The 25,653-nt window shown below is 40.7% G+C and carries 18 protein-coding genes, 7 tRNA genes and 1 pseudogene; 25 read left to right on the top strand and 1 reads right to left on the bottom strand.

Features of this window, described 5'->3' with window-relative positions; translation table 11 throughout:
* The first annotated feature begins 30 nt into the window (after window positions 1-30).
* The 11 genes and pseudogenes from HPB14_RS05795 (at window position 31) to HPB14_RS05750 (ending at window position 9,623) form a co-directional block, all read left to right on the top strand.
* Window positions 31-510, top strand: coding sequence for an RDD family protein (locus HPB14_RS05795; protein WP_000556016.1), 480 nt, complete (start codon window positions 31-33; stop codon window positions 508-510).
* 2 nt (window positions 511-512) lie between these two features.
* Complete coding sequence (locus HPB14_RS05790) at window positions 513-2,774, top strand: LPS-assembly protein LptD (RefSeq protein ID WP_000641047.1); 2,262 nt, start codon at window positions 513-515, stop codon at window positions 2,772-2,774.
* Window positions 2,775-2,787: 13 nt separating this feature from the next.
* Window positions 2,788-3,492: a phosphoribosyltransferase gene (locus HPB14_RS05785; RefSeq protein WP_001090650.1), complete on the top strand. Its 705-nt coding sequence runs from the start codon at window positions 2,788-2,790 to the stop codon at window positions 3,490-3,492.
* Between the two features lie 2 nt (window positions 3,493-3,494).
* Window positions 3,495-5,561, top strand: a complete 2,067-nt coding sequence (locus HPB14_RS05780) for a polyribonucleotide nucleotidyltransferase (protein WP_000345874.1) — start codon at window positions 3,495-3,497, stop codon at window positions 5,559-5,561.
* A gap of 132 nt (window positions 5,562-5,693) precedes the next feature.
* Window positions 5,694-6,011, top strand: coding sequence for a F0F1 ATP synthase subunit C (locus HPB14_RS05775; RefSeq protein WP_000669961.1), 318 nt, complete (start codon window positions 5,694-5,696; stop codon window positions 6,009-6,011).
* 70 nt (window positions 6,012-6,081) lie between these two features.
* Window positions 6,082-6,168 (top strand) — tRNA-Leu (locus HPB14_RS05770).
* 52 nt (window positions 6,169-6,220) lie between these two features.
* Window positions 6,221-6,307, top strand: a tRNA-Leu gene (locus HPB14_RS05765).
* A 314-nt stretch (window positions 6,308-6,621) separates the two neighbouring features.
* Window positions 6,622-7,137 (top strand): serine O-acetyltransferase, encoded by a 516-nt coding sequence (gene cysE / locus HPB14_RS05760; protein ID WP_000886319.1) that lies wholly within the window; start codon window positions 6,622-6,624, stop codon window positions 7,135-7,137.
* Window positions 7,138-7,363: 226 nt separating this feature from the next.
* Window positions 7,364-7,435, top strand: a pseudogene (locus HPB14_RS08185) (IceA2 protein); the annotation flags it as partial.
* A gap of 330 nt (window positions 7,436-7,765) precedes the next feature.
* Window positions 7,766-8,755: a DNA adenine methylase gene (locus tag HPB14_RS05755; protein WP_001106547.1), complete on the top strand. Its 990-nt coding sequence runs from the start codon at window positions 7,766-7,768 to the stop codon at window positions 8,753-8,755.
* A 199-nt stretch (window positions 8,756-8,954) separates the two neighbouring features.
* Window positions 8,955-9,623, top strand: a complete 669-nt coding sequence (locus tag HPB14_RS05750) for an HAD family hydrolase (protein WP_001163061.1) — start codon at window positions 8,955-8,957, stop codon at window positions 9,621-9,623.
* A 10-nt stretch (window positions 9,624-9,633) separates the two neighbouring features.
* Here HPB14_RS05750 and HPB14_RS05745 read toward each other — a convergent pair whose 3' ends face one another.
* A complete protein-coding gene (locus HPB14_RS05745) occupies window positions 9,634-11,388 on the bottom strand; it encodes an ABC transporter ATP-binding protein/permease (RefSeq protein WP_041199450.1) in 1,755 nt (584 codons plus the stop codon).
* 171 nt (window positions 11,389-11,559) lie between these two features.
* Between HPB14_RS05745 and HPB14_RS05740 the strand changes: the two genes are divergently transcribed.
* The 14 genes from HPB14_RS05740 to HPB14_RS05675 all read left to right on the top strand — a co-directional run bounded on the left by HPB14_RS05740 (window position 11,560) and on the right by HPB14_RS05675 (window position 25,571).
* Window positions 11,560-11,635: transfer RNA gene (locus HPB14_RS05740), tRNA-Thr, on the top strand.
* A 27-nt stretch (window positions 11,636-11,662) separates the two neighbouring features.
* Window positions 11,663-11,747, top strand: a tRNA-Tyr gene (locus HPB14_RS05735).
* 16 nt (window positions 11,748-11,763) lie between these two features.
* Window positions 11,764-11,840: transfer RNA gene (locus HPB14_RS05730), tRNA-Gly, on the top strand.
* 30 nt (window positions 11,841-11,870) lie between these two features.
* A tRNA-Thr gene (locus HPB14_RS05725) sits at window positions 11,871-11,945 on the top strand.
* A 126-nt stretch (window positions 11,946-12,071) separates the two neighbouring features.
* The gene (tuf, locus tag HPB14_RS05720; RefSeq protein WP_001040581.1) at window positions 12,072-13,271 is read left to right on the top strand and encodes an elongation factor Tu; all 1,200 of its coding nucleotides are present in this window, start codon (window positions 12,072-12,074) and stop codon (window positions 13,269-13,271) included.
* Window positions 13,272-13,304: 33 nt separating this feature from the next.
* Window positions 13,305-13,463, top strand: coding sequence for a 50S ribosomal protein L33 (rpmG, locus tag HPB14_RS05715; RefSeq protein ID WP_000865161.1), 159 nt, complete (start codon window positions 13,305-13,307; stop codon window positions 13,461-13,463).
* Between the two features lie 39 nt (window positions 13,464-13,502).
* Window positions 13,503-13,578, top strand: a tRNA-Trp gene (locus HPB14_RS05710).
* A 142-nt stretch (window positions 13,579-13,720) separates the two neighbouring features.
* Window positions 13,721-13,900 carry a preprotein translocase subunit SecE gene (gene secE / locus HPB14_RS05705; RefSeq protein ID WP_000362122.1) on the top strand — a complete coding sequence of 60 codons (180 nt, stop codon included), beginning with the start codon at window positions 13,721-13,723 and terminating at the stop codon, window positions 13,898-13,900.
* A 30-nt stretch (window positions 13,901-13,930) separates the two neighbouring features.
* The gene (nusG, locus tag HPB14_RS05700) at window positions 13,931-14,458 is read left to right on the top strand and encodes a transcription termination/antitermination protein NusG (RefSeq protein WP_001846772.1); all 528 of its coding nucleotides are present in this window, start codon (window positions 13,931-13,933) and stop codon (window positions 14,456-14,458) included.
* Window positions 14,459-14,475: 17 nt separating this feature from the next.
* A complete protein-coding gene (gene rplK / locus HPB14_RS05695; protein WP_001085997.1) occupies window positions 14,476-14,901 on the top strand; it encodes a 50S ribosomal protein L11 in 426 nt (141 codons plus the stop codon).
* Between the two features lie 44 nt (window positions 14,902-14,945).
* On the top strand, window positions 14,946-15,650 hold the full coding sequence (gene rplA / locus HPB14_RS05690; protein WP_001085839.1) for a 50S ribosomal protein L1: 705 nt from the start codon (window positions 14,946-14,948) through the stop codon (window positions 15,648-15,650).
* Window positions 15,651-15,759: 109 nt separating this feature from the next.
* Entirely contained in the window at window positions 15,760-16,254 is a 495-nt protein-coding gene (gene rplJ, locus HPB14_RS05685; RefSeq protein WP_001171744.1) for a 50S ribosomal protein L10, read from the top strand.
* A 44-nt stretch (window positions 16,255-16,298) separates the two neighbouring features.
* Window positions 16,299-16,676, top strand: a complete 378-nt coding sequence (rplL, locus tag HPB14_RS05680) for a 50S ribosomal protein L7/L12 (protein ID WP_001018223.1) — start codon at window positions 16,299-16,301, stop codon at window positions 16,674-16,676.
* Window positions 16,677-16,898: 222 nt separating this feature from the next.
* Complete coding sequence (locus HPB14_RS05675) at window positions 16,899-25,571, top strand: DNA-directed RNA polymerase subunit beta/beta' (protein WP_000037863.1); 8,673 nt, start codon at window positions 16,899-16,901, stop codon at window positions 25,569-25,571.
* Window positions 25,572-25,653: the final 82 nt, after the last annotated feature.

Raw genomic sequence — 25,653 nt, 5'->3', positions numbered from 1 at the left:
AATGAAGGGGGTTTGTCTTGTTTGTTTTGAATGCACTCTCCAAATTTAGAAAAAGAAGAAACTGAAATCATAGAAACACTCCTTATGCGTGAAAAAATGCGTTTATGCCCCTTGTATTGGCGCATCTTAGCGTTTTTAACCGATAGTTTATTGGTGGCGTTTTTATTGAGCGATCTTTTAAGGGCATGCGCTTTTTTACATTCTTTATATTGGCTAACTAACCCCATTTATCACAGCGCGTTTGTCATAGTGAGTTTTATCATCTTGTATGGCGTTTATGAAATCTTTTTTGTGTGTTTGTGCAAGATGAGTTTGGCTAAACTGGTTTTTAGGATTAAGATCATTGATATTTATTTAGCAGATTGCCCCAGTAGGGCTATTTTATTGAAGCGTTTAGGGTTAAAGATCGTGGTTTTTCTATGCCCCTTTTTATGGTTTGTAGTGTTTAAAAATCCCTATCATAGGGCGTGGCATGAAGAAAAAAGCAAAAGTCTTTTGGTGTTGTTTTAATCATGATTTATTGGTTGTATTTGGCGGTCTTTTTTTTGTTGAGTGCATTAGACGCTAAAGAAATCGCCATGCAACGATTTGACAAACAAAACCATAAGATTTTTGAAATCCTTGCGGATAAAGTGAGCGCTAAAGACAATGTGATAACCGCCTCAGGGAATGCGATCTTATTGAATTATGATGTGTATATTCTAGCGGACAAGGTGCGTTATGACACCAAGACTAAAGAAGCGTTATTAGAGGGGAATATCAAGGTTTATAGGGGCGAGGGTTTGCTCGTTAAAACCGATTACGTGAAATTGAGTTTGAATGAAAAATATGAGATCATTTTCCCCTTTTATGTCCAAGACAGCGTGAGCGGGATTTGGGTGAGCGCGGATATTGCTAGCGGGAAGGATCAAAAATATAAGGTTAAAAACATGAACGCTTCAGGGTGTAGCATTGATAACCCCATTTGGCATGTCAATGCGACTTCAGGCTCATTTAATATGCAAAAATCGCATTTGTCTATGTGGAATCCTAAGATCTATGTCGGCGATATTCCTGTATTGTATTTGCCCTACATTTTCATGTCCACGAGCAATAAAAGAACTACCGGGTTTTTATACCCTGAGTTTGGCACTTCCAACTTAGACGGCTTTATTTATTTGCAACCCTTTTATTTAGCCCCCAAAAACTCATGGGATATGACCTTTACCCCACAAATCCGCTATAAAAGGGGTTTTGGCTTGAATTTTGAAGCGCGCTACATCAACTCTAAAGACGACAGGTTTTTATTCAACGCGCGCTATTTTAGGAATTACACCCAATACGTCAAACGCTACGATTTGAGGAATCAAAATATCTATGGTTTTGAATTTTTAAGCTCTAGCAGGGACACTTTACAAAAATACTTCCATCTTAAGTCTAATATTGATAACGGGCATTACATTGACTTTTTATACATGAACGATTTGGACTATGTGCGTTTTGAAAAGGTTAATAAGCGCATCACAGACGCCACGCACATGTCTAGGGCGAATTACTATTTGCAAACAGAAAACAATTATTACGGCTTGAATATCAAGTATTTTTTAAACCTGAATAAAATCAACAATAACCGCACTTTCCAATCTGTCCCTAATTTGCAATACCATAAATATTTAAATTCTTTGTATTTTAGGAATTTATTGTATTCGGTGGATTATCAGTTTAGAAACACCGCAAGAGAGATTGGCTATGGCTATGTGCAAAACGCTTTGAATGTGCCGGTGGGCTTGCAATTTTCTTTGTTTAAAAAGTATTTGTCTTTAGGGCTTTGGAATGATCTCCAACTATCTAATGTGGCTTTAATGCAATCTAAAAATTCCTTCGTGCCTACGATCCCTAATGAATCAAGGGAATTTGGGAACTTTGTGTCTTCAAATTTTTCCATGTATGTCAATATGGATTTAGCCAGAGAATACAACAAGCTTTTCCACACGATCCAATTGGAAGCGATTTTCAACATCCCTTATTACACCTTTAAAAACGGCTTATTTTCTCAAAACATGTATGCTTTAAGCGTGCAAGCCTTAAACAGCTACACTTCGCCTTTATTGAGAGATTACGATTATCAAGGGCGCTTGTATGACTCCGTGTGGAATCCTAATAGCATTTTACCCAGCGATGCGAGCAATAAAACGGTGGATTTAACCCTAACGCAATACCTTTATGGCTTAGGGGGGCAAGAGTTGTTGTATTTTAAAATATCGCAACTCATCAATCTTGACGATAAAGTTTCGCCCTTTAAAATGCCCCTAGAAAGCAAGATCGGGTTTTCGCCCTTAACGGGATTGAACATCTTTGGGAATGTCTTTTATTCGTTTTATCAAAACCGCTTAGAAGAAATCTCTGTGAACGCCAATTACCAACGCAAATTTTTAAGCTTTAACCTCTCTTATTTTTTAAGGAACAATTTTAGCAGTGGGATTAATAGCATTGTAGAAAATCCTGCGGATTATTTAAAGGCGGGTTTTAGCAACGATTTTGGGTATTTTTCCATGAGCGCGGATGTGGGTTATGATATTAGAAATAACGTGGTTTTGAATTGGAATGTGGGGATTTATAAAAAAATCCGTTGTTTTGGGATTGGCTTTCAATTCGTCAACCAAAGACGCCCTATCCTCACCGGCGATCCCAACCAACCTATAAGAGTGTTTGAAAATAACTATGTTAAGCTAGAATTAGACTTTTCACCGATCACTAAAACCAATGTAACTTACCGCTCTTTACAGCGTAAGTAAAAAAGGAATAGATTTGAATACGGATTTTAGCCATATCACCGATATAGAGGGCATGCGTTTTATTAATGAAGAAGACGCTTTAAACAAATTGATTAATGAAATCCACACGCACCACATTGATTTAAAAGATTCCATCATGCTCGCTTTGAGTTTTAACGCTCTGTATTTAGCTCACGCTTTAGCGCAAAAATTTGGAGCGACTTATGATATACTTTTTTTAGAACCTATCTTAGCCCCTTTAAACTCAAAGTGTGAAATCGCTTTAGTGAGTGAAAGCATGGATATTGTGATGAATGAAAGTTTAATCAATTCCTTTGACATCGCTTTAGACTATGTTTATGGGGAAGCCAAGCGAGCTTATGAAGAAGACATTCTGTCTCGCATCTATCAGTATCGCAAAGGCAATGCGATCAAAAGCTTAAAAGATAAAAATATTTTTATCGTAGATAGGGGGATTGAGACCGGGTTTAGAGCAGGGTTAGGCGTGCAAACTTGCTTGAAAAAAGAATGCCAAGACATTTATATTCTAACCCCCATTCTCGCGCAAAATGTCGCTCAAGGCTTAGAAAGTTTGTGCGATGGGGTGATTAGCGTGTACCGCCCTGAATGTTTTGTCTCTGTGGAGCATCATTATAAAGAACTCAAGCGATTAAGCAATGAAGAAATTGAAAAATACTTGGGCGCTAACAACGCACCTAATTTAAAAAAGGAACATTAAATATGGATTTTATCACCATCAATTCTAGTAACAAAACCGAAGAGTTCGCTCTCAAACAAGTGGCCAAACAAGCCACTAGCTCTTTAATGTATCGCTTAGGAAAAACCCTTATTTTAGCGAGCGTGTGCGTAGAAAGAGAGCCTGTGAGTGAAGATTTTTTGCCTTTAGTGGTGCAGTTTTTAGAAAAATCGTATGCTGCCGGTAAGATCCCAGGCGGTTTTGTTAAAAGAGAAGGCAGGGCGCAAGATTTTGAAATCTTAACCTCTAGGCTCATAGACAGGACTTTACGCCCTTTATTCCCTAAAGATTACCGCTACCCTACCCAAATCACTTTAATGGTTTTAAGCCATGATATTGAAAATGATTTGCAAGTTTCTGCTTTAAACGCCGCTTCAGCCGCTCTCTTTTTGGCCCATATCGCTCCCATTAAAAGCGTGAGCGCTTGCAGGATCGCTAGGGTTGGTAACGGATTTATCATTAACCCTAACACAAGCCTTTTGAATCAATCCAGTTTGGATTTGTTCGTGTCCGGCACAAAAGAGAGTTTGAACATGATAGAAATGCGATCTTTAGGGCAAAAATTAAACGCTTTAGAAGAGCCTTTAATGCTAAAAGCTTTAGAATTGGCTCAAAAAAGTTTGAAAGAAACTTGCACGCTTTATGAAGAGGTTTTCACGCCCTATCAAAACGAGTTGCTTTTTAAAGAGGGCGAAGGAATAATTTTTAATGAAAGGCTGTTGGATTTATTAACAAATCAGTATTTTGATGAAATCATCAAAGGCATTGAAAGTTCTGCTTTGAGCGAGCGAGAAAATGTTTTCAAAGAAGTGGCTAGAAAAATCAGCGAAGCCCACTCAGAATTCAGTTTAGAAGAAATTGAATTGTCTTTAGAGAAGGTGAAAAAAACCGAGATCAGACGCATGATTATTCAAGATAAAATCCGTCCGGACAAGCGCGCGTTAGAAGAAGTGCGGCCCATTTCAATAGAGAGCAATTTGCTCCCTATGGCGCACAGCTCCATTTTATTCACTAGGGGGCAAACTCAAAGCTTAGTGGTAGGGGTTTTAGGCACGGATAATGACGCTCAAACCCATGAGAGTTTGGAGCATAAAACCCCTATCAAAGAACGCTTCATGTTCCATTACAATTTCCCTCCTTTTTGCGTGGGCGAAGCGAGCTCTATTGGCGCGACTTCAAGGCGCGAATTAGGGCATGGGAATTTGGCTAAAAGAGCCTTAGAAACGAGCATTAAAAATAAAGAGCAGGTGATACGATTGGTTTCTGAGATTTTAGAAAGCAATGGTTCAAGCTCAATGGCGAGCGTGTGCGCAGGGTCTTTAGCCCTTTATGCAAGCGGTGTGGAAATTTATGATTTAGTCGCTGGGGTGGCTATGGGCATGGTGAGCGAAGGGCAAGATCACGCCATTTTAAGCGATATTAGCGGCTTAGAAGACGCAGAAGGCGATATGGATTTTAAGATTGCCGGGAATTTAGAAGGCATTACGGCTATGCAAATGGATACCAAAATGAGCGGTATCCAATTAGAAGTTTTATACCAAGCCTTACTCCAAGCTAAAGAAGCACGGAAACATATTTTAAAAATCATGCATGAAGCGAAAGAAAAGATTGTGATCAATTTTTCCCATTTGCCCACAACGGAGATTTTTAATGTCGCGCCAGATAAAATTGTAGAAATTATCGGTCAAGGGGGGCGTGTGATTAAAGAGATAGTGGAAAAGTTTGAGGTTAAAATTGATTTGAATAAACCAAGCGGTGAAGTGAAAATCATGGGGAATAAAGAGCGCGTTTTGAAAGCTAAGGAATTTATTTTAAACTACTTGCATTCTTTAGATCAAGAATTGGAGCAATACGCTATTGATGAGGTGCTAGAAGCTCAAGTGAAACGAATCGTGGATTTTGGGGCGTTTTTAAGCTTGCCTAAGGGGGGCGAAGGCTTGTTGAGAAAACAACACATGGACAGGTGTCAAGTGGCTTTAAAAGAAGGCGATAGCATCAAATGTAGGGTGATTAGTTTCAATAAGGGTAAAATCGCTTTGGATTTGGCTTAAAATTTTAAAAAGCGTTTTTTAAAAGCGTTTTTAAGCTAGTTTATATTAGAATAAATCCTTGCTTGTATTTTTGAAAGTAGAGGAACGATTCGAAATGAAAATCAAGCCCAATTTTTGAAACGGAGTGCGAAAATGAAATTTTTAGCGTTATTTTTTCTGGCTTTAGCGGGCGTTGCTTTCGCTCATGATGGTGGAATGGGTGGGATGGATATGATTAAATCTTATTCTATCTTAGGGGCGATGATCGGTTTAGGGATTGCCGCTTTTGGTGGGGCGATCGGCATGGGGAATGCGGCCGCAGCGACCATTACAGGCACAGCAAGAAACCCAGGAGTGGGCGGTAAATTGCTCACCACCATGTTCGTGGCCATGGCGATGATTGAAGCACAAGTGATTTATACTCTAGTGTTTGCTATTATCGCTATTTATAGTAACCCATTCTTAAGTTAAGGGTTTTTTGATGGGCTAAATTATTGCTTAAAAAGCATGATTTAGCTATAATATTTGTTTTAAATTTTTAGCACTGGTGGTGGAATTGGTAGACACGCCATCTTGAGGGGGTGGTGGGAGCAATCTCGTGCGAGTTCGAGTCTCGCCCAGTGCACCATTAAGTTTCTTTAAGGAATAAGTGGGTATAATCTCACTCTTTGCTCTATAACGCCGAAGTGGTGGAATTGGTAGACACGCTAGACTCAAAATCTGGTGGGAGCAATCCCGTGTCGGTTCGAGTCCGACCTTCGGCACCACTACTAGTAATTTTTTTCAATCTGCTTTTTATCTTTTTCGTTTAAAATTTTTTCGTTTAAAATAGTTTTATCCCAAATAAATGCCAAATGAATGATGGATTAGTGGGTTTTTAAGCCTTTTTTAAAGGGTTGTTAAGAGAATTTAAAAAAAATTAAAAAAGAGAGCGTTTTACTCTATTGATTTTACTCCATTAAAAGGAGTGTGAGTTTAGGTATAATGGCAAGAAAAATTTGCATCAAATTTTATTAGAATGGATGAGAAAAATCTGCTTAAGTCATGTTGATCCAGATATATTCTAACCGGAGACTCTGTCATGCTAGATCTGTCTTATAGCCTGGAGCGTGTCTTGCAAGAAGACCCGGCAGCTAGGAATAAGTGGGAGGTTCTTTTGCTTTATCCGGGCATTCATGCACTGCTTTGCCACCGCCTAGCGCATGCGTTGCACAAGAAAGGGTTTTATTTTATTGCGCGCGCGCTTTCTCAGTTAGCGCGTTTTATCACTGGGATAGAAATCCACCCTGGCGCTAAGATTGGGAGAGGGCTTTTTATTGATCATGGCATGGGTGTGGTGATTGGCGAGACCACAGAGATTGGAGATGATGTTACTATTTATCATGGCGTAACCCTAGGGGGCACGGGCAAGTTCAAGGGCAAGCGCCACCCTACTTTAGGCAACCGAGTGGTAGTGGGGGCAGGGGCTAAGGTCTTGGGCGCGATTTGCGTGGGCGATGATGTGAGGATTGGGGCTAATGCGGTGGTGCTTTCAGATTTACCTACGGGTTCTACGGCTGTAGGCGCTAAAGCTAAAACCATCACAAAAGATCGTTAATTTTAGACAAGCGGTTGTAGTTTGCACCATGCGGGTTGTTTTGAGGTAAATTGATTTAATGTTACAGAGAGGGATTTTATGAGAGTTAAGCGAGTTTGTTATTAAGCTATTTTTTAGGGATTTTGTGATCAAATACTCAAATTAGGTTTATCTGTTAGTTAGACTATAGACTAGACTGGTAGTTTGGCGTTGGGTATATCACAATTTATATTTTAGGAGGTTTATAATGGCGGTTGTAGTTAAAGTCGTTAATGGCAAAATACAGGAATATGAGAATGGTATTCATAAAAGAACCTACTAGAAAATAGGGTAATAGCGGCAAAAGCTTTGATGCATTCAGCTAGTAGAGGGGTTTCGCTGTTTTTCTAGCGGTGTTTTAATGAGTAGTTGCGATAGAAAAAGTCTTTATTGGCAATAGAGGGGTTGTTTCGTTGTTTTAATGAAACGATTGGTAGAGCGTGCGGTATTAAAAAAACGATCATCGTTTCACATAGGATTGATTAGTTGGTTTTAAGATTATTTTAATCGTGGGGGTTAGGACTTATTCATAATCAAGTTATGTTACAATACATAAAATTTAACTTTAATATAGCTATACCATATTAAAGAAGCATACAAACACAGATTAATGAACTACATCGGTTCTAAATACAAGCTCATTCCCTTTATTAAAGAAAATATCCATGCGGTTGTAGGCCATGATCTCTCTGGTGCGATTTTTTGTGATCTGTTCGCTGGGACGGGCATTGTGGGGCGTGCGTTTAAAAAAGCTGTTAATAAGGTTATTTCTAATGATTTGGAGTATTATAGCTTTGTTTTGAATCAAAATTATATCGGCAACATTCAAGAAATCCCCAATAAAGAAGAGCTTATTGATAGGCTCAATAGCGTTGCTTTAAAAAAGGGCTTTATCTATTCGCATTATTCTTTGGGGGGGAGTGCAAGGCAGTATTTTAGCGAAACAAACGCTCAAAAAATTGATGCGATGCGTCTAAAAATTGAAGAGCTTAAGCTTTCTCAAAACATTGATAATTGCGCGTATTATTTTTTGCTCGCATCACTATTAGAGAGTGCGGACAAGGTGGCTAACACCGCTTCAGTTTATGGGGCTTTTTTAAAACGCCTTAAAAAAAGCGCTCAAAAAGAACTCATCTTAAAAGGCGCTCATTTTGATGTGAGTTTAAACGCTAATGAAGTGTATCAGCAAGATGCTAGCGAGTTGATCGGAAAGATTTCAGGGGATATTTTGTATTTAGACCCTCCTTACAATGCGAGGCAATACGGGGCGAATTATCATTTATTAAACACGATTGCTGCTTATACGCCCTTTGCTCCAAAAGGCAAAACCGGCTTGCCCAGTTATCAGAAATCCTCTTTTTGCTCTCGTTCTCAAATCTTAAACGCTTTTGAAAACTTGATCAAAAAAGCACGATTCAAATATATTTTTTTAAGCTATAACAATGAAGGGCTTATGAGCGAGATAGAGATTGGAAATATTTTAAAAAAATACGGTGCTTACTCCTTAATGACCAAAACTTACATGCGTTTTAAAGCGGATAACAAACGCGCCCACAAAGCCGCACACACCAAAGAGTGTTTACATATTCTTATCAAATAAGAGTCAAAACAACCCAACCTTTAAAAACGAGCTTTAAGTTAAAAGTCTAAAGAGCGTTAGAGTTTTAAATAAGGCTTTAGCGGGCAGTATTTGATTAAAACCAATCCAAGATACTCCAATAATGATAAAAATAATCGCTTAAATACCGCTTGAATAAGGTAAAATGAAACCAAAATAAGCCTATAAAAAAGGGGAAATCATGGCGCTTGAAGTGGTTCTATGGGATTTTGATGGCGTGATTTTTGACAGCATGCATTTAAAATATGAAGGGTTTAAAGCGTTGTTTCAAAAGCATGGCAACAAGAATCAAGAGAATTTGAAGCAATTTGAAGTTTATCATTATCAAAGTGGGGGGATTTCAAGGAATGAAAAAATCCAATACTTTTATAACGAGATCTTAAAAACCCCTATCGCTCAAGAAAAAGTGGATGCATTAGCCCTAGAATTTGGCGCTATCATAGAACAAAAGCTTTTTGATAGGGGTCATTTGAATAGCGAAGTGATGGCGTTTATTGATGAGCATTATCAAAATTACATTTTCCATATCGCTTCAGCGGCCTTGCATAGCGAATTGCAAGTGTTGTGCGAGTTTTTAGGGATTACTAAGTATTTTAGGAGTGTTGAAGGGAGTCCGCCCAATAAACCTAAAATCATCGCCAATATCATTCAAAAATATGCCTATAACCCAAGCCGCATGCTAATGATAGGCGATAGCGTCAATGACTATGAAAGTGCTCAAGCTAATAAAGTGGCGTTTTTGGGCTATAACAGCAAGGTTTTGAAAAATTTAGTGGGTCAAAACGGCTATCAATGGAAGTATTTAGAGGGCTTTAAAGGGTTTGATTTGCAAAATTTCATGAAAGAGTGAAGCCGCTTGATTAGCCAAGCTTGTCTTTGTGCTGGCTCATGTCAATGATGACTTCACAGCGTTCAATCGTGCTTAAGCGGTGGGCGATAACGATTAGGGTTTTATTTTTAGCGATTTGATAGATTTCATCCATGATTTTACTCTCGGTTTCATTGTCTAGGGCTGAAGTGGCTTCATCTAAAACCAAAATTTCAGGGTTATCGTATAAGGCTCTTGCAATGCCTATGCGCTGTTTTTGACCGCCGCTAAGCTTAGCGCCCCCTTCGCCCACTTGGGTTTTAAGGCCCTCATGCTCGCATAAAAAATCATAAATATGAGCCATTTTGCACACCTTAATCAAGCGTTTTTCATCTATAGCACTCCCAAAAGCGATATTATCCCCCACAGTGCCATCAAAAAGGTAAATATTTTGGGGGATATAGCCTATTTTTTTACGCCATGAGCGCCTGTTTTCGTTGGTTAAAAGGGTGTTATCAATAAAAATTTCCCCGCTTTTAGGGTAAGTAAGCCCCATAATAATATCCGCCAGCGTGGATTTCCCGCACCCACTATGGCCTATGAGAGCGACTTTTTGACCTCTTTGAATGGTGAGATTAAAATTTTTCAAAACCGGGTGTTTTGACTTATAAGCGAATGAAATGTTTTGGAGAGTGATTTTTTCATTAAAGTCTAAAGGGACTAAATCCTCTTCAATAATGGTCTTAGAAAGGCTTTTAAAAACAACATTGGTCGCAAGCTGGTTGTAAGCGATTTCATTATAATAGTTGATCACTCCAGTTACAGAAGGGAGTATGCGATAAAGCGCTAGGGCATACATAGAGATGGTAGGGAGCACCATTCTAGCTTCGCCGTATTTGAATAAGATGTAAGCGACCGCTAAAATCAACAAACTAAAGCCCACGGTTTCTATTGAATACCTGGGGACCACTTGCAAAGTGGAGTAAATGATCTCAGTGTCATGGGCTTTACGGCTATTTTCTCCAAAAAGTTTGTGGGCTTCTTCGTGGTTGTCTTTAAGTTTAGTGATTTTGAAATTGCTGAAAAATTTTGAAAAGACTTTAAGCGTTTGCGCTTTGGATTTGGCGGCCATCTCACCCTTTTTTTTGATAAGGACGGTGACTTTTTTGACAATAAAAAAAATTTGTAAGGCGAGGATCGTGGTAAAAACGAGCGTTATTTTCCAATTAGTCAATATGAGCGTGGAATAGAAAAAAACGATCACGGTTATTTCGGTCAATAAACTCAAAAAAGCGTTAAAGCTCATAAACATGCCCTCCGCTTTATTGTTGATAATGTCTCTTAAAGAATCCAGGTTGTGGTTGAGGTGCGATAAATAGTTGTTTTTGATGTGTTGCAAGAAAAGTTGTTGCTTGATTTGATAAGCTTTTTTATTGGAAAAACGCCCTCTTAAATAGGTAAAAAACACCCCATAAAACATCCTAAACAAATAAATCCCCACCAAACAGAAACTAAAGAAATACATGAGACGAACGGGAGATGAAAAATGGAAAAAATCATAGACCATTTTCCAGTCTTTATCGTCTAAAGCCCTGCTAGGATCGGAAGCGAGAGTGATAAAAGGCATCAGAAGAGTTAGGGACATCACTTCCACAAAAGAAGAAAAAACAGCCATCAACACAAGCAGGAAAAAAATCATTTTTTCCTTGAAAGTGATGAGCCTATAGATTTGCTTTAAAGAACGCAAAAAATATTTTAAAGTAGGAATTTTATGTTTTTTTTCGCCATAATTTAAGTGTCCATAAATTCTTTTATATGCAATAAGTTTGAGCTGTGTTAAGCCAAATTGAGCTAGATTATAGCTAAAATTTTAACCATGCTCTGCGCCATACGAATAATTTAGCTTTCTGTCATCATTTCTTGACAAATTAAGTATAAAACTGCTATAATCCCAAGTCTTTGATTATTTAATTTAGTCGCTGGCTTAGCTCAGTTGGTAGAGCAGCTGCCTTGTAAGCAGCAGGTCGGGGGTTCAAGTCCCTTAGCCAGCTCCAGTTAAAATGTTATTTTGCAAAGTTTTTGGTGAGATACTCAAGTGGCCAACGAGGGCAGACTGTAAATCTGCTGACTATGTCTTCCGTGGTTCGAATCCACGTCTCACCACCATGTTTGTTTTATAGATGCGGGAATAGCTCAGTTGGCTAGAGCATCAGCCTTCCAAGCTGAGGGTCGCGGGTTCGAGTCCCGTTTCCCGCTCCATTTTTAGGACAACATTTTAGTTTTTGAGACGCCTATATAGCTCAGAGGCAGAGCACTTCCTTGGTAAGGAAGAGGTCGGCGGTTCAATTCCGCTTATAGGCTCCAGTTTATAATCTCTTGAATGGCGATAAGACAAAAATGTCTTAAATTTTGTAGTAGCATTTAGGAATACTTAGGATTTTGTTTAGTATAATTCTAAAATCCATTTCAAAAAATTAAGGAGAAATACAAATGGCAAAAGAAAAGTTTAATAGAACTAAGCCGCATGTTAATATTGGAACCATTGGGCATGTAGACCATGGTAAAACGACTTTGAGCGCAGCGATTTCAGCGGTGCTTTCTTTGAAAGGTCTTGCAGAAATGAAAGACTATGACAATATTGATAACGCCCCTGAAGAAAAAGAAAGAGGGATCACTATCGCTACTTCTCACATTGAATATGAGACTGAAAACAGACACTACGCGCATGTGGATTGCCCAGGACACGCTGACTATGTAAAAAACATGATCACCGGTGCGGCGCAAATGGATGGAGCGATTTTGGTTGTTTCTGCAGCTGATGGCCCCATGCCTCAAACCAGAGAGCATATCTTATTGTCTCGTCAAGTAGGCGTGCCTCACATCGTTGTTTTCTTAAACAAACAAGACATGGTAGATGACCAAGAATTGTTAGAGCTTGTAGAAATGGAAGTGCGCGAGTTGTTGAGCGCGTATGAATTCCCTGGCGATGACACTCCTATCGTAGCGGGTTCAGCTTTAAGAGCTTTAGAAGAAGCAAAGGCTGGCAATGTGGGTGAATGGGGTGAAAAAGTGCTTAAACTCATGGCTGAAGTGGATTCCTATATCCCTACTCCAGAAAGAGACACTGAAAAAACTTTCTTGATGCCGGTTGAAGATGTGTTCTCTATTGCGGGTAGAGGAACTGTGGTTACAGGTAGGATTGAAAGAGGTGTGGTGAAAGTAGGCGATGAAGTGGAAATCGTTGGTATCAGAGCTACACAAAAAACGACTGTAACCGGTGTGGAAATGTTTAGAAAAGAATTAGAAAAAGGTGAAGCCGGCGATAATGTGGGCGTGCTTTTGAGAGGAACTAAAAAAGAAGAAGTAGAACGCGGTATGGTTCTATGCAAACCAGGTTCTATCACTCCGCACAAGAAATTTGAGGGAGAAATTTATGTCCTTTCTAAAGAAGAAGGCGGGAGACACACTCCATTCTTCACCAATTACCGTCCGCAATTCTATGTGCGCACAACTGATGTGACTGGCTCTATCACTCTTCCTGAAGGCGTAGAAATGGTTATGCCTGGCGATAATGTTAAAATCACTGTAGAGTTGATTAGCCCTGTTGCGTTAGAGTTGGGAACTAAATTTGCGATTCGTGAAGGCGGTAGGACCGTTGGTGCTGGTGTTGTGAGCAATATTATTGAATAATATTAGCAAAAAGAGTTACCATAAAGGGTCATTATGAAAGTTAAAATAGGGGTGAAGTGTTCTGATTGTGAAGACATCAATTACAGCACAACCAAGAACGCTAAAACTAACACTGAAAAACTGGAGCTTAAGAAGTTCTGCCCAAGGGAAAACAAACACACTCTTCATAAAGAAATCAAATTGAAGAGCTAGTTCTTTCTTTTGTGTTGTGATTTAAAAGGAGGGGAGGTTAGGTCAGTAGCTCCAATGGTAGAGCGTCGGTCTCCAAAACCGGTTGTTGGGGGTTCGAGTCCCTCCTGGCCTGCCATCTACTAATTTATTCTATCAAATTTTTGTTTCAATTGGATTGTTTTTGAATTTTTTAATTTTAGTTTAAGCTATTTTGGATAAAATTGAAAATTCTTTTAATGTATAAATGTATGAAGTTTAAGTGAGGGCGAAAAGAAACTATGGATAAATGGCTCATGCAATATAAATTAGCTAGAGAAGAGCTTTCTAAAGTGATATTTCCTATTAAGGAGCAGATACGCAACGCGCTTGTTTCTGTTTTGGTGGTGGTGAGTGCTATCACGCTGTTTTTAGCTTTGTTGGATTTTTTTCTGGGGGCTTTTGTCTCTAGTGTTCTATAGGTTGGTGGCTTTAAATTAAGGAGAATAATGATGGATTGGTATGCTATACAAACTTATTCAGGGAGCGAGCAGTCCGTTAAGAAAGCGATTGAGAATCTAGCGAATGACCATAATATAAGAGATAGGATACAAGAGATCATTGTACCTACTGAAGATATTATAGAGGTTTCTAAAAAAAGCAAGACGAAAGTAACGGAACGAAGCCTTTATCCTGGGTATGTTTTTATTAAGGTGGATTTAGATACGGTTTTGTGGCATAAGATACAATCTTTGCCAAGAGTGAGCCGTTTTATTGGAGAAAATAAAAAGCCAACCCCATTGAGTGAAGCGGATATTGGGCATATTCTAGAAAAAATGAATAACCGAGCGGCCCCCAAGCCAAAAATCTTTTTTGAGCAAGGCGAAGTGGTGCGCGTGGTGGAAGGCCCTTTTGCGAACTTTACCGCTACGGTGGAAGAGTATGATGTGGAGCACCGCAAACTCAAGCTCAATGTTTCTATTTTTGGTAGGAACACTCCAATAGAGATTTTGCATTCGCAAGTGGAAAAAATTATATAACTTTTTAAGGAGAAAACATGGCTAAAAAAGTAGTCGGAGAAATCAAACTTCAAATCCCTGCCGGTAAGGCAAACCCTTCACCTCCCGTAGGGCCAGCGTTGGGTCAAAGAGGGGTTAATATCATGGAATTTTGTAAGGCTTTTAATGAGAGAACTAAAGACATGGGGAGTTTTAATATCCCGGTGATTATCACGGTTTATCAAGATAAGAGTTTTACCTTTATCACTAAAAAGCCTCCGGTAACGGATTTGATCAAAAAAGCTTCTGGGGTTGAAAAAGGTTCTGACAACCCACTCAAAAATAAAATTGCAAAGCTCACCCACAAGCAAGTGGAAGAGATCGCACAATTGAAAATGGAAGATTTAAACACAAGCACCATGGAAGCGGCCAAAAAAATCGTTATGGGCAGTGCTAGGAGCATGGGCGTAGAAGTTGTGGATTGATTGGGTGTTGTTGGAATTGAAAGAAATTTTTAAGGATTAGAATCGTGGCAAAAAAAGTATTTAAGAGATTGGAAAAACTTTTTTCTAAAATTCAAAACGATAAAGCGTATGGCGTAGAGCAAGGCGTAGAGGTGGTTAAATCTCTCGCTTCAGCCAAATTTGATGAAACCGTGGAAGTAGCGTTAAGACTAGGGGTTGATCCAAGGCATGCGGATCAAATGGTGCGCGGTGCGGTGGTGCTTCCTCATGGAACAGGGAAAAAAGTGAGGGTGGCTGTTTTTGCAAAAGATATTAAGCAAGATGAAGCCAAGAACGCTGGGGCTGATGTCGTTGGCGGAGACGATTTGGCTGAAGAAATCAAAAATGGTCGCATTGATTTTGACATGGTGATTGCAACGCCTGATATGATGGCGGTTGTCGGTAAAGTGGGTAGGATTTTAGGCCCTAAGGGTTTGATGCCAAACCCTAAAACCGGAACCGTTACGATGGATATTGCTAAAGCGGTCAGTAACGCTAAAAGCGGTCAAGTGAATTTCAGGGTGGATAAAAAGGGCAATGTTCATGCCCCTATTGGCAAAGCGAGTTTTCCTGAAGAAAAAATCAAAGAAAACATGCTTGAGTTGGTTAAAACGATCAACCGCCTAAAACCCAGTAGCGCGAAAGGCAAGTATATTAGAAACGCCGCTCTCTCGCTCACCATGTCGCCTTCAGTGAGTTTGGACGCGCAGGAATTGATGGATATTAAATAGCGTTAGGAGTTTTTAATCTTAGGCTGAAGATCGCAAGAGCTAAAAAGCTTAAAATTTCTTTTTTTAAAAAGATAATCTTGCAGAGGTCTAGTCTAGAAAGGAGGAAAAGATGCAAAAACAACATCAAAGGCAGCATAAAGTAGAGCTAGTCGCTAACTTAAAATCGCAATTTGCAGATGCCAAAGTCCTTTTAATTTGCGATTATAAGGGTCTTAGCGTGAAAAAGTTGGAAGCTTTAAGGAATAAGGCTCGCAATCAAGGCATTAAAGTGCAAGTGATTAAGAACACTCTCGCTCATATTGCCATGAAAGAGGCTGGCTATTCTGATTTGGATTTGAAAGAAACCAATGTGTTTTTGTGGGGCGGTGATCAAATCGCTCTCTCTAAACTTGTGTTTGATTTCCAAAAAGAGCATAAAGATCACTTTGTGTTGAAAGCGGGCTTGTTTGATAAAGAAAGCGTTAGCGTAGCTCATGTGGAAGCGGTTTCAAAACTCCCAAGCAAAGAAGAGCTTATGGGAATGTTGCTTTCTGTTTGGACGGCTCCGGCACGTTATTTTGTGACCGGTTTAGACAATTTGCGTAAAGCGAAAGAAGAAAACTAAGAGCCTATGATGGCTTTAATTAAAAAAATTTGAAGGATTGGATTATGGCAATTTCAAAAGAAGAAGTGTTAGAGTATATTGGTTCATTGAGCGTTTTAGAGCTTGCTGAATTGGTTAAAATGTTTGAGGAAAAATTTGGCGTGAGCGCGACTCCAACGGTCGTAGCGGGTGCGGCTGTAGCTGGCGGTGTAGCGGCTGAGAGCGAAGAAAAAACCGAATTTAATGTGATTTTAGCCGATAGCGGTGCTGAAAAAATTAAGGTGATTAAAGTGGTTCGTGAAATCACTGGGCTTGGCCTGAAAGAAGCTAAAGACGCTACCGAAAAAACCCCTCATGTGCTTAAAGAGGGCGTGAATAAAGAAGAAGCTGAAACCATCAAGAAGAAACTTGAAGAAGTAGGTGCTAAGGTTGAAGTCAAGTAAGACTTAAAAACAGAAAGGTCTTTGTGCCTTTCTCTGCTCTAGTGTGGCAGATGATTTTGCTCCATGATTTTGTTTGTGAGCGTGTAGCCTAAAGTGGTTAGTATTGCAGGTGGGTTTTGGTATTTTTATCATGGATGGTTCTAAAGTTTAAAGATCCTTTTGCAATGCTTACTTGAATTAATGCATTAAATAACTCAAAATTTTTGATCAAAGGCTTGAAATATGTCAAAAAAAATTCCCCTAAAAAACCGCTTGAGAGCTGATTTTACAAAAACCCCGACAGATTTAGAAGTTCCTAATTTATTATTATTACAACGAGACAGCTATGATTCTTTCTTGTATTCTAAAGAGGGTAAAGAGAGCGGGATTGAAAAGGTTTTTAAATCCATTTTCCCTATCCAAGATGAGCATAACCGCATCACTTTGGAATACGCGGGTTGCGAATTTGGCAAGTCTAAATACACTGTTAGAGAAGCGATGGAGAGGGGCATTACCTACTCTATCCCCCTCAAAATTAAAGTGCGCTTGATCTTGTGGGAAAAAGATACCAAAAGTGGCGAAAAGAACGGCATCAAAGATATTAAAGAACAAAGCATTTTCATTCGTGAGATCCCTTTGATGACAGAACGCACTTCATTTATTATCAATGGGGTGGAGCGCGTGGTGGTCAATCAGCTCCACAGAAGCCCCGGTGTGATTTTCAAAGAAGAAGAATCTAGCACTTCTTTAAACAAGCTCATTTACACAGGGCAAATCATCCCTGATAGGGGTTCGTGGCTGTATTTTGAATACGATTCTAAAGATGTTTTATACGCTCGTATCAACAAACGCCGTAAAGTGCCTGTTACCATTTTATTTAGGGCGATGGATTATCAAAAACAAGACATCATTAAAATGTTCTACCCGCTTGTGAAAGTACGTTATGAAAACGATAAATATTTAATCCCGTTTGCCTCATTAGACGCCAATCAAAGAATGGAATTTGACTTGAAAGACCCTCAAGGCAAGATTATCCTTTTAGCGGGTAAAAAGCTCACTTCAAGGAAAATTAAAGAGCTTAAAGAAAACCATTTAGAATGGGTGGAATACCCTATGGATATTTTACTCAATCGCCATTTAGCTGAGCCTGTTATGGTAGGGAAAGAAGTTTTATTGGACATGCTCACGCAGTTGGATAAAAACAGACTAGAAAAAATCCACGATCTAGGCGTGCAAGAATTTGTGATCATCAACGATCTAGCGTTAGGGCATGACGCTTCCATTATCCATTCTTTCTCAGCCGATCATGAGTCTTTGAAATTGCTCAAGCAAACTGAAAAGATTGATGATGAAAACGCTCTAGCGGCGATTCGTATCCATAAGGTTATGAAACCAGGCGATCCCGTTACGACTGAAGTGGCTAAGCAGTTTGTCAAAAAACTTTTCTTTGACCCTGAACGCTATGATTTGACCATGGTAGGGCGCATGAAAATGAATCACAAGTTAGGCTTGCATGTGCCTGATTACATCACAACTTTAACGCATGAAGATATTATCACCACCGTTAAATATCTCATGAGAATCAAAAACAATCAGGGCAAGATTGATGATAGGGATCACTTAGGCAATCGCAGGATCAGAGCCGTTGGGGAATTACTAGCCAATGAATTGCATTCAGGCTTGGTGAAAATGCAAAAGACCATTAAAGACAAGCTCACCACCATGAGCGGGGCTTTTGATTCGCTCATGCCCCATGACTTGGTCAATTCTAAAATGATCACCAGCACGATCATGGAATTTTTCATGGGCGGTCAGCTCTCGCAATTCATGGATCAAACTAACCCTTTGAGTGAAGTTACGCACAAACGACGCCTTTCAGCGCTCGGTGAAGGGGGGTTGGTGAAAGACAGGGTAGGGTTTGAAGCCAGGGATGTGCACCCCACGCATTATGGCCGAATTTGTCCCATTGAGACCCCAGAAGGTCAAAATATCGGTTTGATCAACACCCTTTCCACTTTCACGAGAGTGAATGATTTAGGCTTTATTGAAGCCCCTTATAAAAAGGTTGTGGATGGCAAGGTAGTGGGTGAGACGATTTATTTGACCGCTATTCAAGAAGACAGCCACATCATCGCTCCCGCAAGCACCCCCATTGATGAAGAGGGTAATATTTTGGGCGATCTGATTGAAACGCGCGTGGAAGGCGAGATTGTTTTAAACGAAAAAAGCAAAGTAACCTTAATGGATCTAAGCTCTAGCATGCTAGTAGGGGTAGCCGCATCGCTCATTCCTTTCTTAGAGCATGATGACGCTAACCGCGCTCTAATGGGGACTAACATGCAACGCCAAGCGGTGCCTTTATTAAGAAGCGACGCTCCCATTGTAGGCACAGGGATTGAAAAAATTATCGCTAGGGATTCTTGGGGGGCGATCAAGGCCAATCGCGCAGGCGTTGTAGAAAAAATTGATTCTAAAAACATTTATATTTTAGGCGAAGGCAAAGAAGAGGCTTATATTGACGCGTATTCTTTGCAAAAAAACTTGCGCACCAACCAAAACACCAGTTTCAATCAAGTCCCTATCGTTAAAGTGGGCGATAAAGTGGAAGCTGGGCAAATCATCGCTGATGGCCCTAGCATGGACAGAGGCGAGTTGGCGTTAGGGAAAAATGTGCGCGTGGCGTTCATGCCTTGGAATGGCTATAACTTTGAAGACGCGATCGTGGTGAGTGAGCGCATCACTAAAGACGATGTTTTCACTTCCACGCACATTTATGAAAAAGAAGTGGATGCCAGAGAGCTTAAGCATGGCGTGGAAGAATTTACCGCTGATATTCCTGATGTGAAAGAAGAAGCGCTCGCTCATCTTGATGAAAGCGGGATCGTTAAAGTCGGCACTTATGTGAGCGCTGGCATGATTTTAGTGGGTAAGACTTCTCCTAAAGGCGAGATTAAAAGCACGCCTGAAGAGCGGCTTTTAAGGGCTATTTTTGGGGATAAAGCCGGGCATGTGGTCAATAAGAGTTTGTATTGCCCCCCCAGTTTGGAAGGCACGGTGATTGACGTGAAGGTCTTCACTAAAAAAGGCTATGAGAAAGACGCGCGAGTTTTGAGCGCGTATGAAGAAGAAAAAGCCAAGCTTGATATGGAGCATTTTGACCGCTTGACCATGCTCAATAGAGAAGAATTGTTGCGCGTTAGTTCGCTCCTTTCTCAAGCGATTTTAGAAGAGCCTTTCAGCCATAACGGCAAGGATTATAAAGAAGGCGATCAAATCCCTAAAGAAGAAATCGCTTCAATCAACCGCTTCACTTTGGCTAGTTTGGTCAAAAAGTATTCTAAAGAAGTGCAAAACCACTATGAAATCACTAAAAACAATTTTTTAGAGCAAAAGAAAGTTTTGGGCGAAGAGCATGAAGAAAAGCTCTCTATTTTAGAAAAAGATGATATTTTGCCTAATGGCGTGATCAAAAAAGTCAAGCTCTATATCGCTACAAAACGAAAGCTTAAAGTGGGCGATAAAATGGCAGGAAGGCATGGGAATAAAGGGATTGTGTCTAATATCGTGCCGGTTGCGGATATGCCTTATACCGCTGATGGCGAGCCTGTGGATATTGTCTTAAACCCTTTAGGCGTGCCAAGCCGCATGAATATCGGGCAGATTTTAGAAATGCATTTAGGCTTAGTGGGGAAAGAGTTTGGGAAACAAATCGCTAGCATGCTAGAGGATAAAACCAAAGATTTTGCCAAAGAATTGCGTGCTAAAATGCTAGAAATCGCTAACGCCATTAATGAAAAAGACCCCTTGACAATCCATGTGCTTGAGAGTTGCTCTGATGAAGAGCTTTTGGAATACGCTAAAGATTGGAGCAAGGGCGTTAAGATGGCTATCCCTGTGTTTGAAGGCATCTCGCAAGAAAAATTTTACAAGCTGTTTGAATTAGCCAAGATCGCTATGGATGGCAAAATGGATCTGTATGATGGGCGCACCGGCGAGAAAATGAGGGAGCGCGTGAATGTGGGCTATATGTATATGATCAAACTCCACCATTTAGTGGATGAAAAAGTCCATGCCAGAAGCACAGGCCCTTATAGCTTAGTAACGCACCAGCCTGTGGGGGGTAAAGCGCTCTTTGGGGGTCAAAGGTTTGGGGAAATGGAAGTATGGGCGCTAGAAGCTTATGGTGCAGCGCACACTCTAAAAGAAATGCTCACCATTAAATCCGATGATATTAGAGGCAGAGAGAACGCTTATAGGGCTATCGCTAAGGGTGAGCAAGTGGGCGAGAGCGAAATCCCTGAGACTTTCTATGTTTTGACTAAAGAATTGCAATCGCTCGCTTTGGATATTAATATTTTTGGGGACGATGTGGATGAAGATGGAGTGCCTAAACCCATTGTCATTAAAGAAGATGACAGGCCTAAAGACTTTAGCTCTTTCCAGCTCACTCTAGCCAGCCCTGAAAAAATCCATTCTTGGAGTTATGGGGAAGTTAAAAAGCCAGAAACGATCAATTATCGCACCCTAAAACCTGAACGAGACGGCTTGTTTTGCATGAAAATCTTTGGCCCTACTAAAGATTATGAATGCTTGTGCGGTAAATACAGAAAGCCTCGCTTCAAAGACATTGGCACATGCGAAAAATGCGGCGTGGCGATCACGCACTCCAAAGTCAGGCGTTTTAGAATGGGGCATATTGAATTGGCCACTCCTGTAGCGCATATCTGGTATGTCAATTCCTTGCCTAGCCGTATCGGCACGCTTTTGGGCGTTAAGATGAAAGACTTAGAGCGCGTGTTGTATTATGAAGCTTATATCGTTAAAGAGCCAGGCGAAGCCGCTTATGACAATGAAGGCGCTAAGCTTGTGATGAAATACGATATTTTGAATGAAGAGCAGTATCAAAATATCTCACGAAGATACGAAGATAGGGGCTTTGTAGCGCAAATGGGCGGTGAAGCGATCAAGGATTTGTTAGAAGAAATTGATTTGATCACCTTATTGCAGAGTTTGAAAGAAGAAGTGAAAGATACCAATTCTGATGCGAAAAAGAAAAAACTCATTAAGCGTTTGAAAGTGGTAGAAAGCTTTTTAAATTCTGGTAACAGGCCTGAATGGATGATGCTTACGGTTTTACCGGTATTGCCACCGGATTTAAGGCCTTTAGTCGCGCTAGATGGCGGGAAGTTTGCGGTCAGCGATGTGAATGAATTGTATCGTCGTGTCATCAATCGTAACCAACGCTTGAAACGCCTAATGGAGCTTGGGGCGCCAGAAATCATTGTGCGCAATGAAAAAAGGATGTTGCAAGAAGCCGTGGATGTGCTTTTTGATAACGGCCGCAGCACCAATGCGGTTAAAGGGGCTAACAAACGCCCTTTAAAATCGCTCAGCGAGATCATTAAAGGCAAGCAAGGGCGTTTCAGGCAAAACCTTTTAGGTAAGCGCGTGGATTTTTCAGGCAGAAGCGTGATTGTGGTTGGGCCTAATCTCAAAATGGATGAATGCGGGTTGCCCAAAAACATGGCGTTAGAACTCTTCAAACCGCATTTGTTATCCAAGCTTGAAGAGAGGGGCTATGCTACCACGCTCAAACAAGCTAAACGCATGATTGAACAAAAAAGCAATGAAGTGTGGGAGTGCTTGCAAGAAATCACAGAGGGGTATCCGGTGTTACTCAACCGCGCTCCTACCTTGCACAAGCAATCCATTCAAGCGTTCCATCCAAAGCTGATTGACGGCAAAGCGATCCAGTTGCACCCGTTAGTGTGTTCAGCGTTTAACGCCGATTTTGACGGGGACCAAATGGCGGTGCATGTGCCTTTAAGCCAAGAAGCGATCGCTGAATGCAAGGTGCTGATGTTAAGCTCTATGAATATCCTTCTGCCCGCTAGCGGTAAAGCCGTAGCCATTCCTAGCCAGGATATGGTTTTAGGGCTTTATTATCTTTCTTTAGAAAAGAGCGGGGTCAAGGGCGAACATAAGCTTTTCTCTAGCGTGAATGAAATCATCACCGCTATTGACACGAAAGAATTAGACATCCACGCAAAGATTAGGGTTTTAGATCAAGGGAATATTATCGCTACGAGCGCGGGGCGCATGATCATTAAGTCTATTTTGCCTGATTTTATCCCTACGGATTTGTGGAACAGACCCATGAAGAAAAAAGATATTGGCGTGCTTGTGGATTATGTGCATAAAGTCGGCGGTATCGGCATTACTGCAACCTTTTTGGATAATTTAAAAACGCTTGGCTTTAGGTATGCGACTAAGGCTGGTATTTCTATCTCTATGGAAGATATTATCACGCCCAAAGACAAGCAAAAAATGGTGGAAAAAGCCAAAGTAGAGGTTAAAAAAATCCAGCAACAATACGATCAAGGGTTGCTCACTGACCAAGAGCGTTACAATAAGATCATTGACACTTGGACTGAAGTCAATGACAAAATGAGTAAAGAAATGATGACCGCTATCGCAAAAGATAAAGAGGGCTTTAACTCTATTTATATGATGGCAGATAGCGGCGCAAGGGGTAGCTCGGCGCAAATCCGCCAGCTTTCAGCGATGAGGGGTCTTATGACAAAGCCGGACGGCAGTATCATTGAAACGCCCATTATTTCTAACTTTAAAGAGGGGTTGAATGTCTTAGAATACTTTAACTCCACCCATGGCGCTAGAAAGGGCTTAGCAGATACAGCACTAAAAACAGCCAATGCGGGGTATTTGACAAGAAAGCTCATTGATGTTTCGCAAAATGTCAAGGTGGTGTCTGATGATTGCGGCACGCATGAAGGGATTGAAATCACGGATATTGCGGTGGGGAGTGAGCTGATTGAACCTTTAGAAGAGCGTATTTTTGGGCGCGTTTTATTAGAAGATGTGATCGATCCCATTACGAATGAAATCTTGCTTTATGCGGACACTTTGATTGATGAAGAGGGCGCTAAAAAGGTGGTTGAAGCCGGGATTAAATCCATTACGATCCGCACCCCAGTAACTTGTAAAGCGCCAAAGGGCGTGTGCGCGAAATGCTATGGCTTGAATTTAGGCGAAGGCAAGATGAGTTATCCGGGTGAAGCGGTGGGCGTGGTAGCCGCGCAATCTATCGGGGAGCCTGGAACGCAGCTCACTTTAAGGACTTTCCATGTGGGCGGGACAGCGAGCAGGAGTCAGGATGAGCGCGAAATTGTAGCGAGCAAAGAAGGTTTTGTGCGTTTTTATAACCTTAGGACTTACACGAATAAAGAGGGTAAAAACATTATCGCTAACCGCCGTAACGCTTCTATTTTAGTGGTAGAGCCTAAGATTAAAGCACCTTTTGATGGGGAATTACGCATTGAAACGGTCTATGAAGAAGTCGTTGTGAGCGTGAAAAATGGCGATCAAGAAGCTAAATTCGTTTTAAGAAGAAGCGATATTGTCAAGCCAAGCGAATTAGCCGGCGTTGGCGGTAAGATTGAAGGGAAAGTGTATTTGCCTTATGCTAATGGGCATAAGGTGCATAAGGGGGGAAGTATTGCTGATATTATCCAAGAGGGCTGGAATGTGCCTAATCGCATCCCTTATGCGAGCGAATTGCTAGTCAAGGATAATGACCCTATTGCGCAAGACGTGTATGCCAAAGAAAAAGGTGCAATCAAATACTATGTTTTAGAGGCTAACCATTTAGAGCGCACCCATGGGATCAAAAAGGGCGATATGGTGAGCGAAAAAGGCTTGTTTGCGGTGATAGCTGATGATAATGGTAGGGAAGCCGCTCGCCATTATATCGCTAGGGGTTCTGAGATCTTGATTGATGATAATAGTGAAGTGAGCGCTAATAGCGTGATTTCTAAACCCACGACTAACACTTTCAAAACGATTGCCACATGGGATCCTTACAACACCCCTATCATTGCGGACTTTAAAGGTAAGGTGAGTTTTGTGGATGTTATCGCAGGGGTTACGGTCGCTGAAAAAGAAGACGAAAATACCGGTATCACCAATTTAGTGGTGAATGATTACATCCCAAGCGGGTACAAACCAAGCTTGTTCTTAGAGGGGGCTAATGGCGAAGAAGCGCGTTATTTCCTAGAGCCAAAAACTTCTATCGCTATTAGCGATGGCTCTAGCGTGGAGCAAGCTGAAGTGTTAGCGAAAATCCCTAAAGCGACCGTTAAATCCAGGGATATTACTGGGGGTCTCCCAAGGGTTTCGGAATTGTTTGAAGCGAGAAAGCCTAAACCTAAAGATGTGGCGATCCTTTCTGAGGTTGATGGGATTGTGAGTTTTGGTAAATCTATCCGTAATAAAGAACACATCATCGTAACCTCTAAAGATGGCCGTTCCATGGATTATTTTGTGGATAAAGGCAAGCAAATTCTAGTGCATGCTGATGAATTTGTGCATGCAGGAGAAGCGATGACAGATGGAGTAATCTCAAGCCATGATATTTTAAGGATCAGTGGCGAAAAAGAGCTTTATAAATACATTGTGAGCGAAGTCCAGCAAGTGTATCGCAGGCAGGGGGTAAGCATTGCGGACAAACACATTGAAATCATTGTGTCTCAAATGTTAAGGCAAGTGCGTATTTTAGACAGCGGGGATAGCAAGTTTATTGAAGGGGATTTGGTCAGTAAAAAACTCTTCAAAGAAGAAAACGCTCGTGTGATCGCTTTAAAAGGCGAGCCGGCGATTGCTGAACCGGTGCTTTTAGGGATCACTAGAGCGGCTATTGGGAGCGATAGCATCATTTCAGCGGCCTCTTTTCAAGAAACGACTAAAGTTTTAACAGAAGCCAGTATTGCGATGAAAAAAGACTTTTTAGAGGATCTGAAAGAAAATGTGGTGTTAGGAAGGATGATTCCTGTGGGAACGGGCATGTATAAAAATAAAAAAATCGTGCTGAGAGCGCTTGAGGATAACTCTAAATTTTGATATAAAAAATCGGTTAAGATTTTTAAAAGAAAAATTAGGGTAAAATGGGAGAACTTTTAGTTTTAAATTTTTAGAATAAGGA

This window comes from Helicobacter pylori HUP-B14 (assembly GCF_000259235.1).
Taxonomy (GTDB): domain Bacteria; phylum Campylobacterota; class Campylobacteria; order Campylobacterales; family Helicobacteraceae; genus Helicobacter; species Helicobacter pylori_CU.
This window is presented reverse-complemented; position numbering and strand designations above follow the sequence as displayed.

What these genes read in the sequence shown, in the direction of transcription:
- HPB14_RS05795 (WP_000556016.1), top strand. Translation starts at nt 31, where the DNA reads ATGCACTCTCCAAATTTAGAAAAAGAAGAAACTGAAATCATAGAAACA.
- HPB14_RS05790 (WP_000641047.1), top strand. Translation starts at nt 513, where the DNA reads ATGATTTATTGGTTGTATTTGGCGGTCTTTTTTTTGTTGAGTGCATTA.
- HPB14_RS05780 (WP_000345874.1), top strand. Translation starts at nt 3,495, where the DNA reads ATGGATTTTATCACCATCAATTCTAGTAACAAAACCGAAGAGTTCGCT.
- HPB14_RS05775 (WP_000669961.1), top strand. Translation starts at nt 5,694, where the DNA reads ATGAAATTTTTAGCGTTATTTTTTCTGGCTTTAGCGGGCGTTGCTTTC.
- cysE (WP_000886319.1), top strand. Translation starts at nt 6,622, where the DNA reads ATGCTAGATCTGTCTTATAGCCTGGAGCGTGTCTTGCAAGAAGACCCG.
- HPB14_RS05755 (WP_001106547.1), top strand. Translation starts at nt 7,766, where the DNA reads ATGAACTACATCGGTTCTAAATACAAGCTCATTCCCTTTATTAAAGAA.
- HPB14_RS05750 (WP_001163061.1), top strand. Translation starts at nt 8,955, where the DNA reads ATGGCGCTTGAAGTGGTTCTATGGGATTTTGATGGCGTGATTTTTGAC.
- tuf (WP_001040581.1), top strand. Translation starts at nt 12,072, where the DNA reads ATGGCAAAAGAAAAGTTTAATAGAACTAAGCCGCATGTTAATATTGGA.
- rpmG (WP_000865161.1), top strand. Translation starts at nt 13,305, where the DNA reads ATGAAAGTTAAAATAGGGGTGAAGTGTTCTGATTGTGAAGACATCAAT.
- secE (WP_000362122.1), top strand. Translation starts at nt 13,721, where the DNA reads ATGGATAAATGGCTCATGCAATATAAATTAGCTAGAGAAGAGCTTTCT.
- nusG (WP_001846772.1), top strand. Translation starts at nt 13,931, where the DNA reads ATGGATTGGTATGCTATACAAACTTATTCAGGGAGCGAGCAGTCCGTT.
- rplK (WP_001085997.1), top strand. Translation starts at nt 14,476, where the DNA reads ATGGCTAAAAAAGTAGTCGGAGAAATCAAACTTCAAATCCCTGCCGGT.
- rplJ (WP_001171744.1), top strand. Translation starts at nt 15,760, where the DNA reads ATGCAAAAACAACATCAAAGGCAGCATAAAGTAGAGCTAGTCGCTAAC.
- rplL (WP_001018223.1), top strand. Translation starts at nt 16,299, where the DNA reads ATGGCAATTTCAAAAGAAGAAGTGTTAGAGTATATTGGTTCATTGAGC.
- HPB14_RS05675 (WP_000037863.1), top strand. Translation starts at nt 16,899, where the DNA reads ATGTCAAAAAAAATTCCCCTAAAAAACCGCTTGAGAGCTGATTTTACA.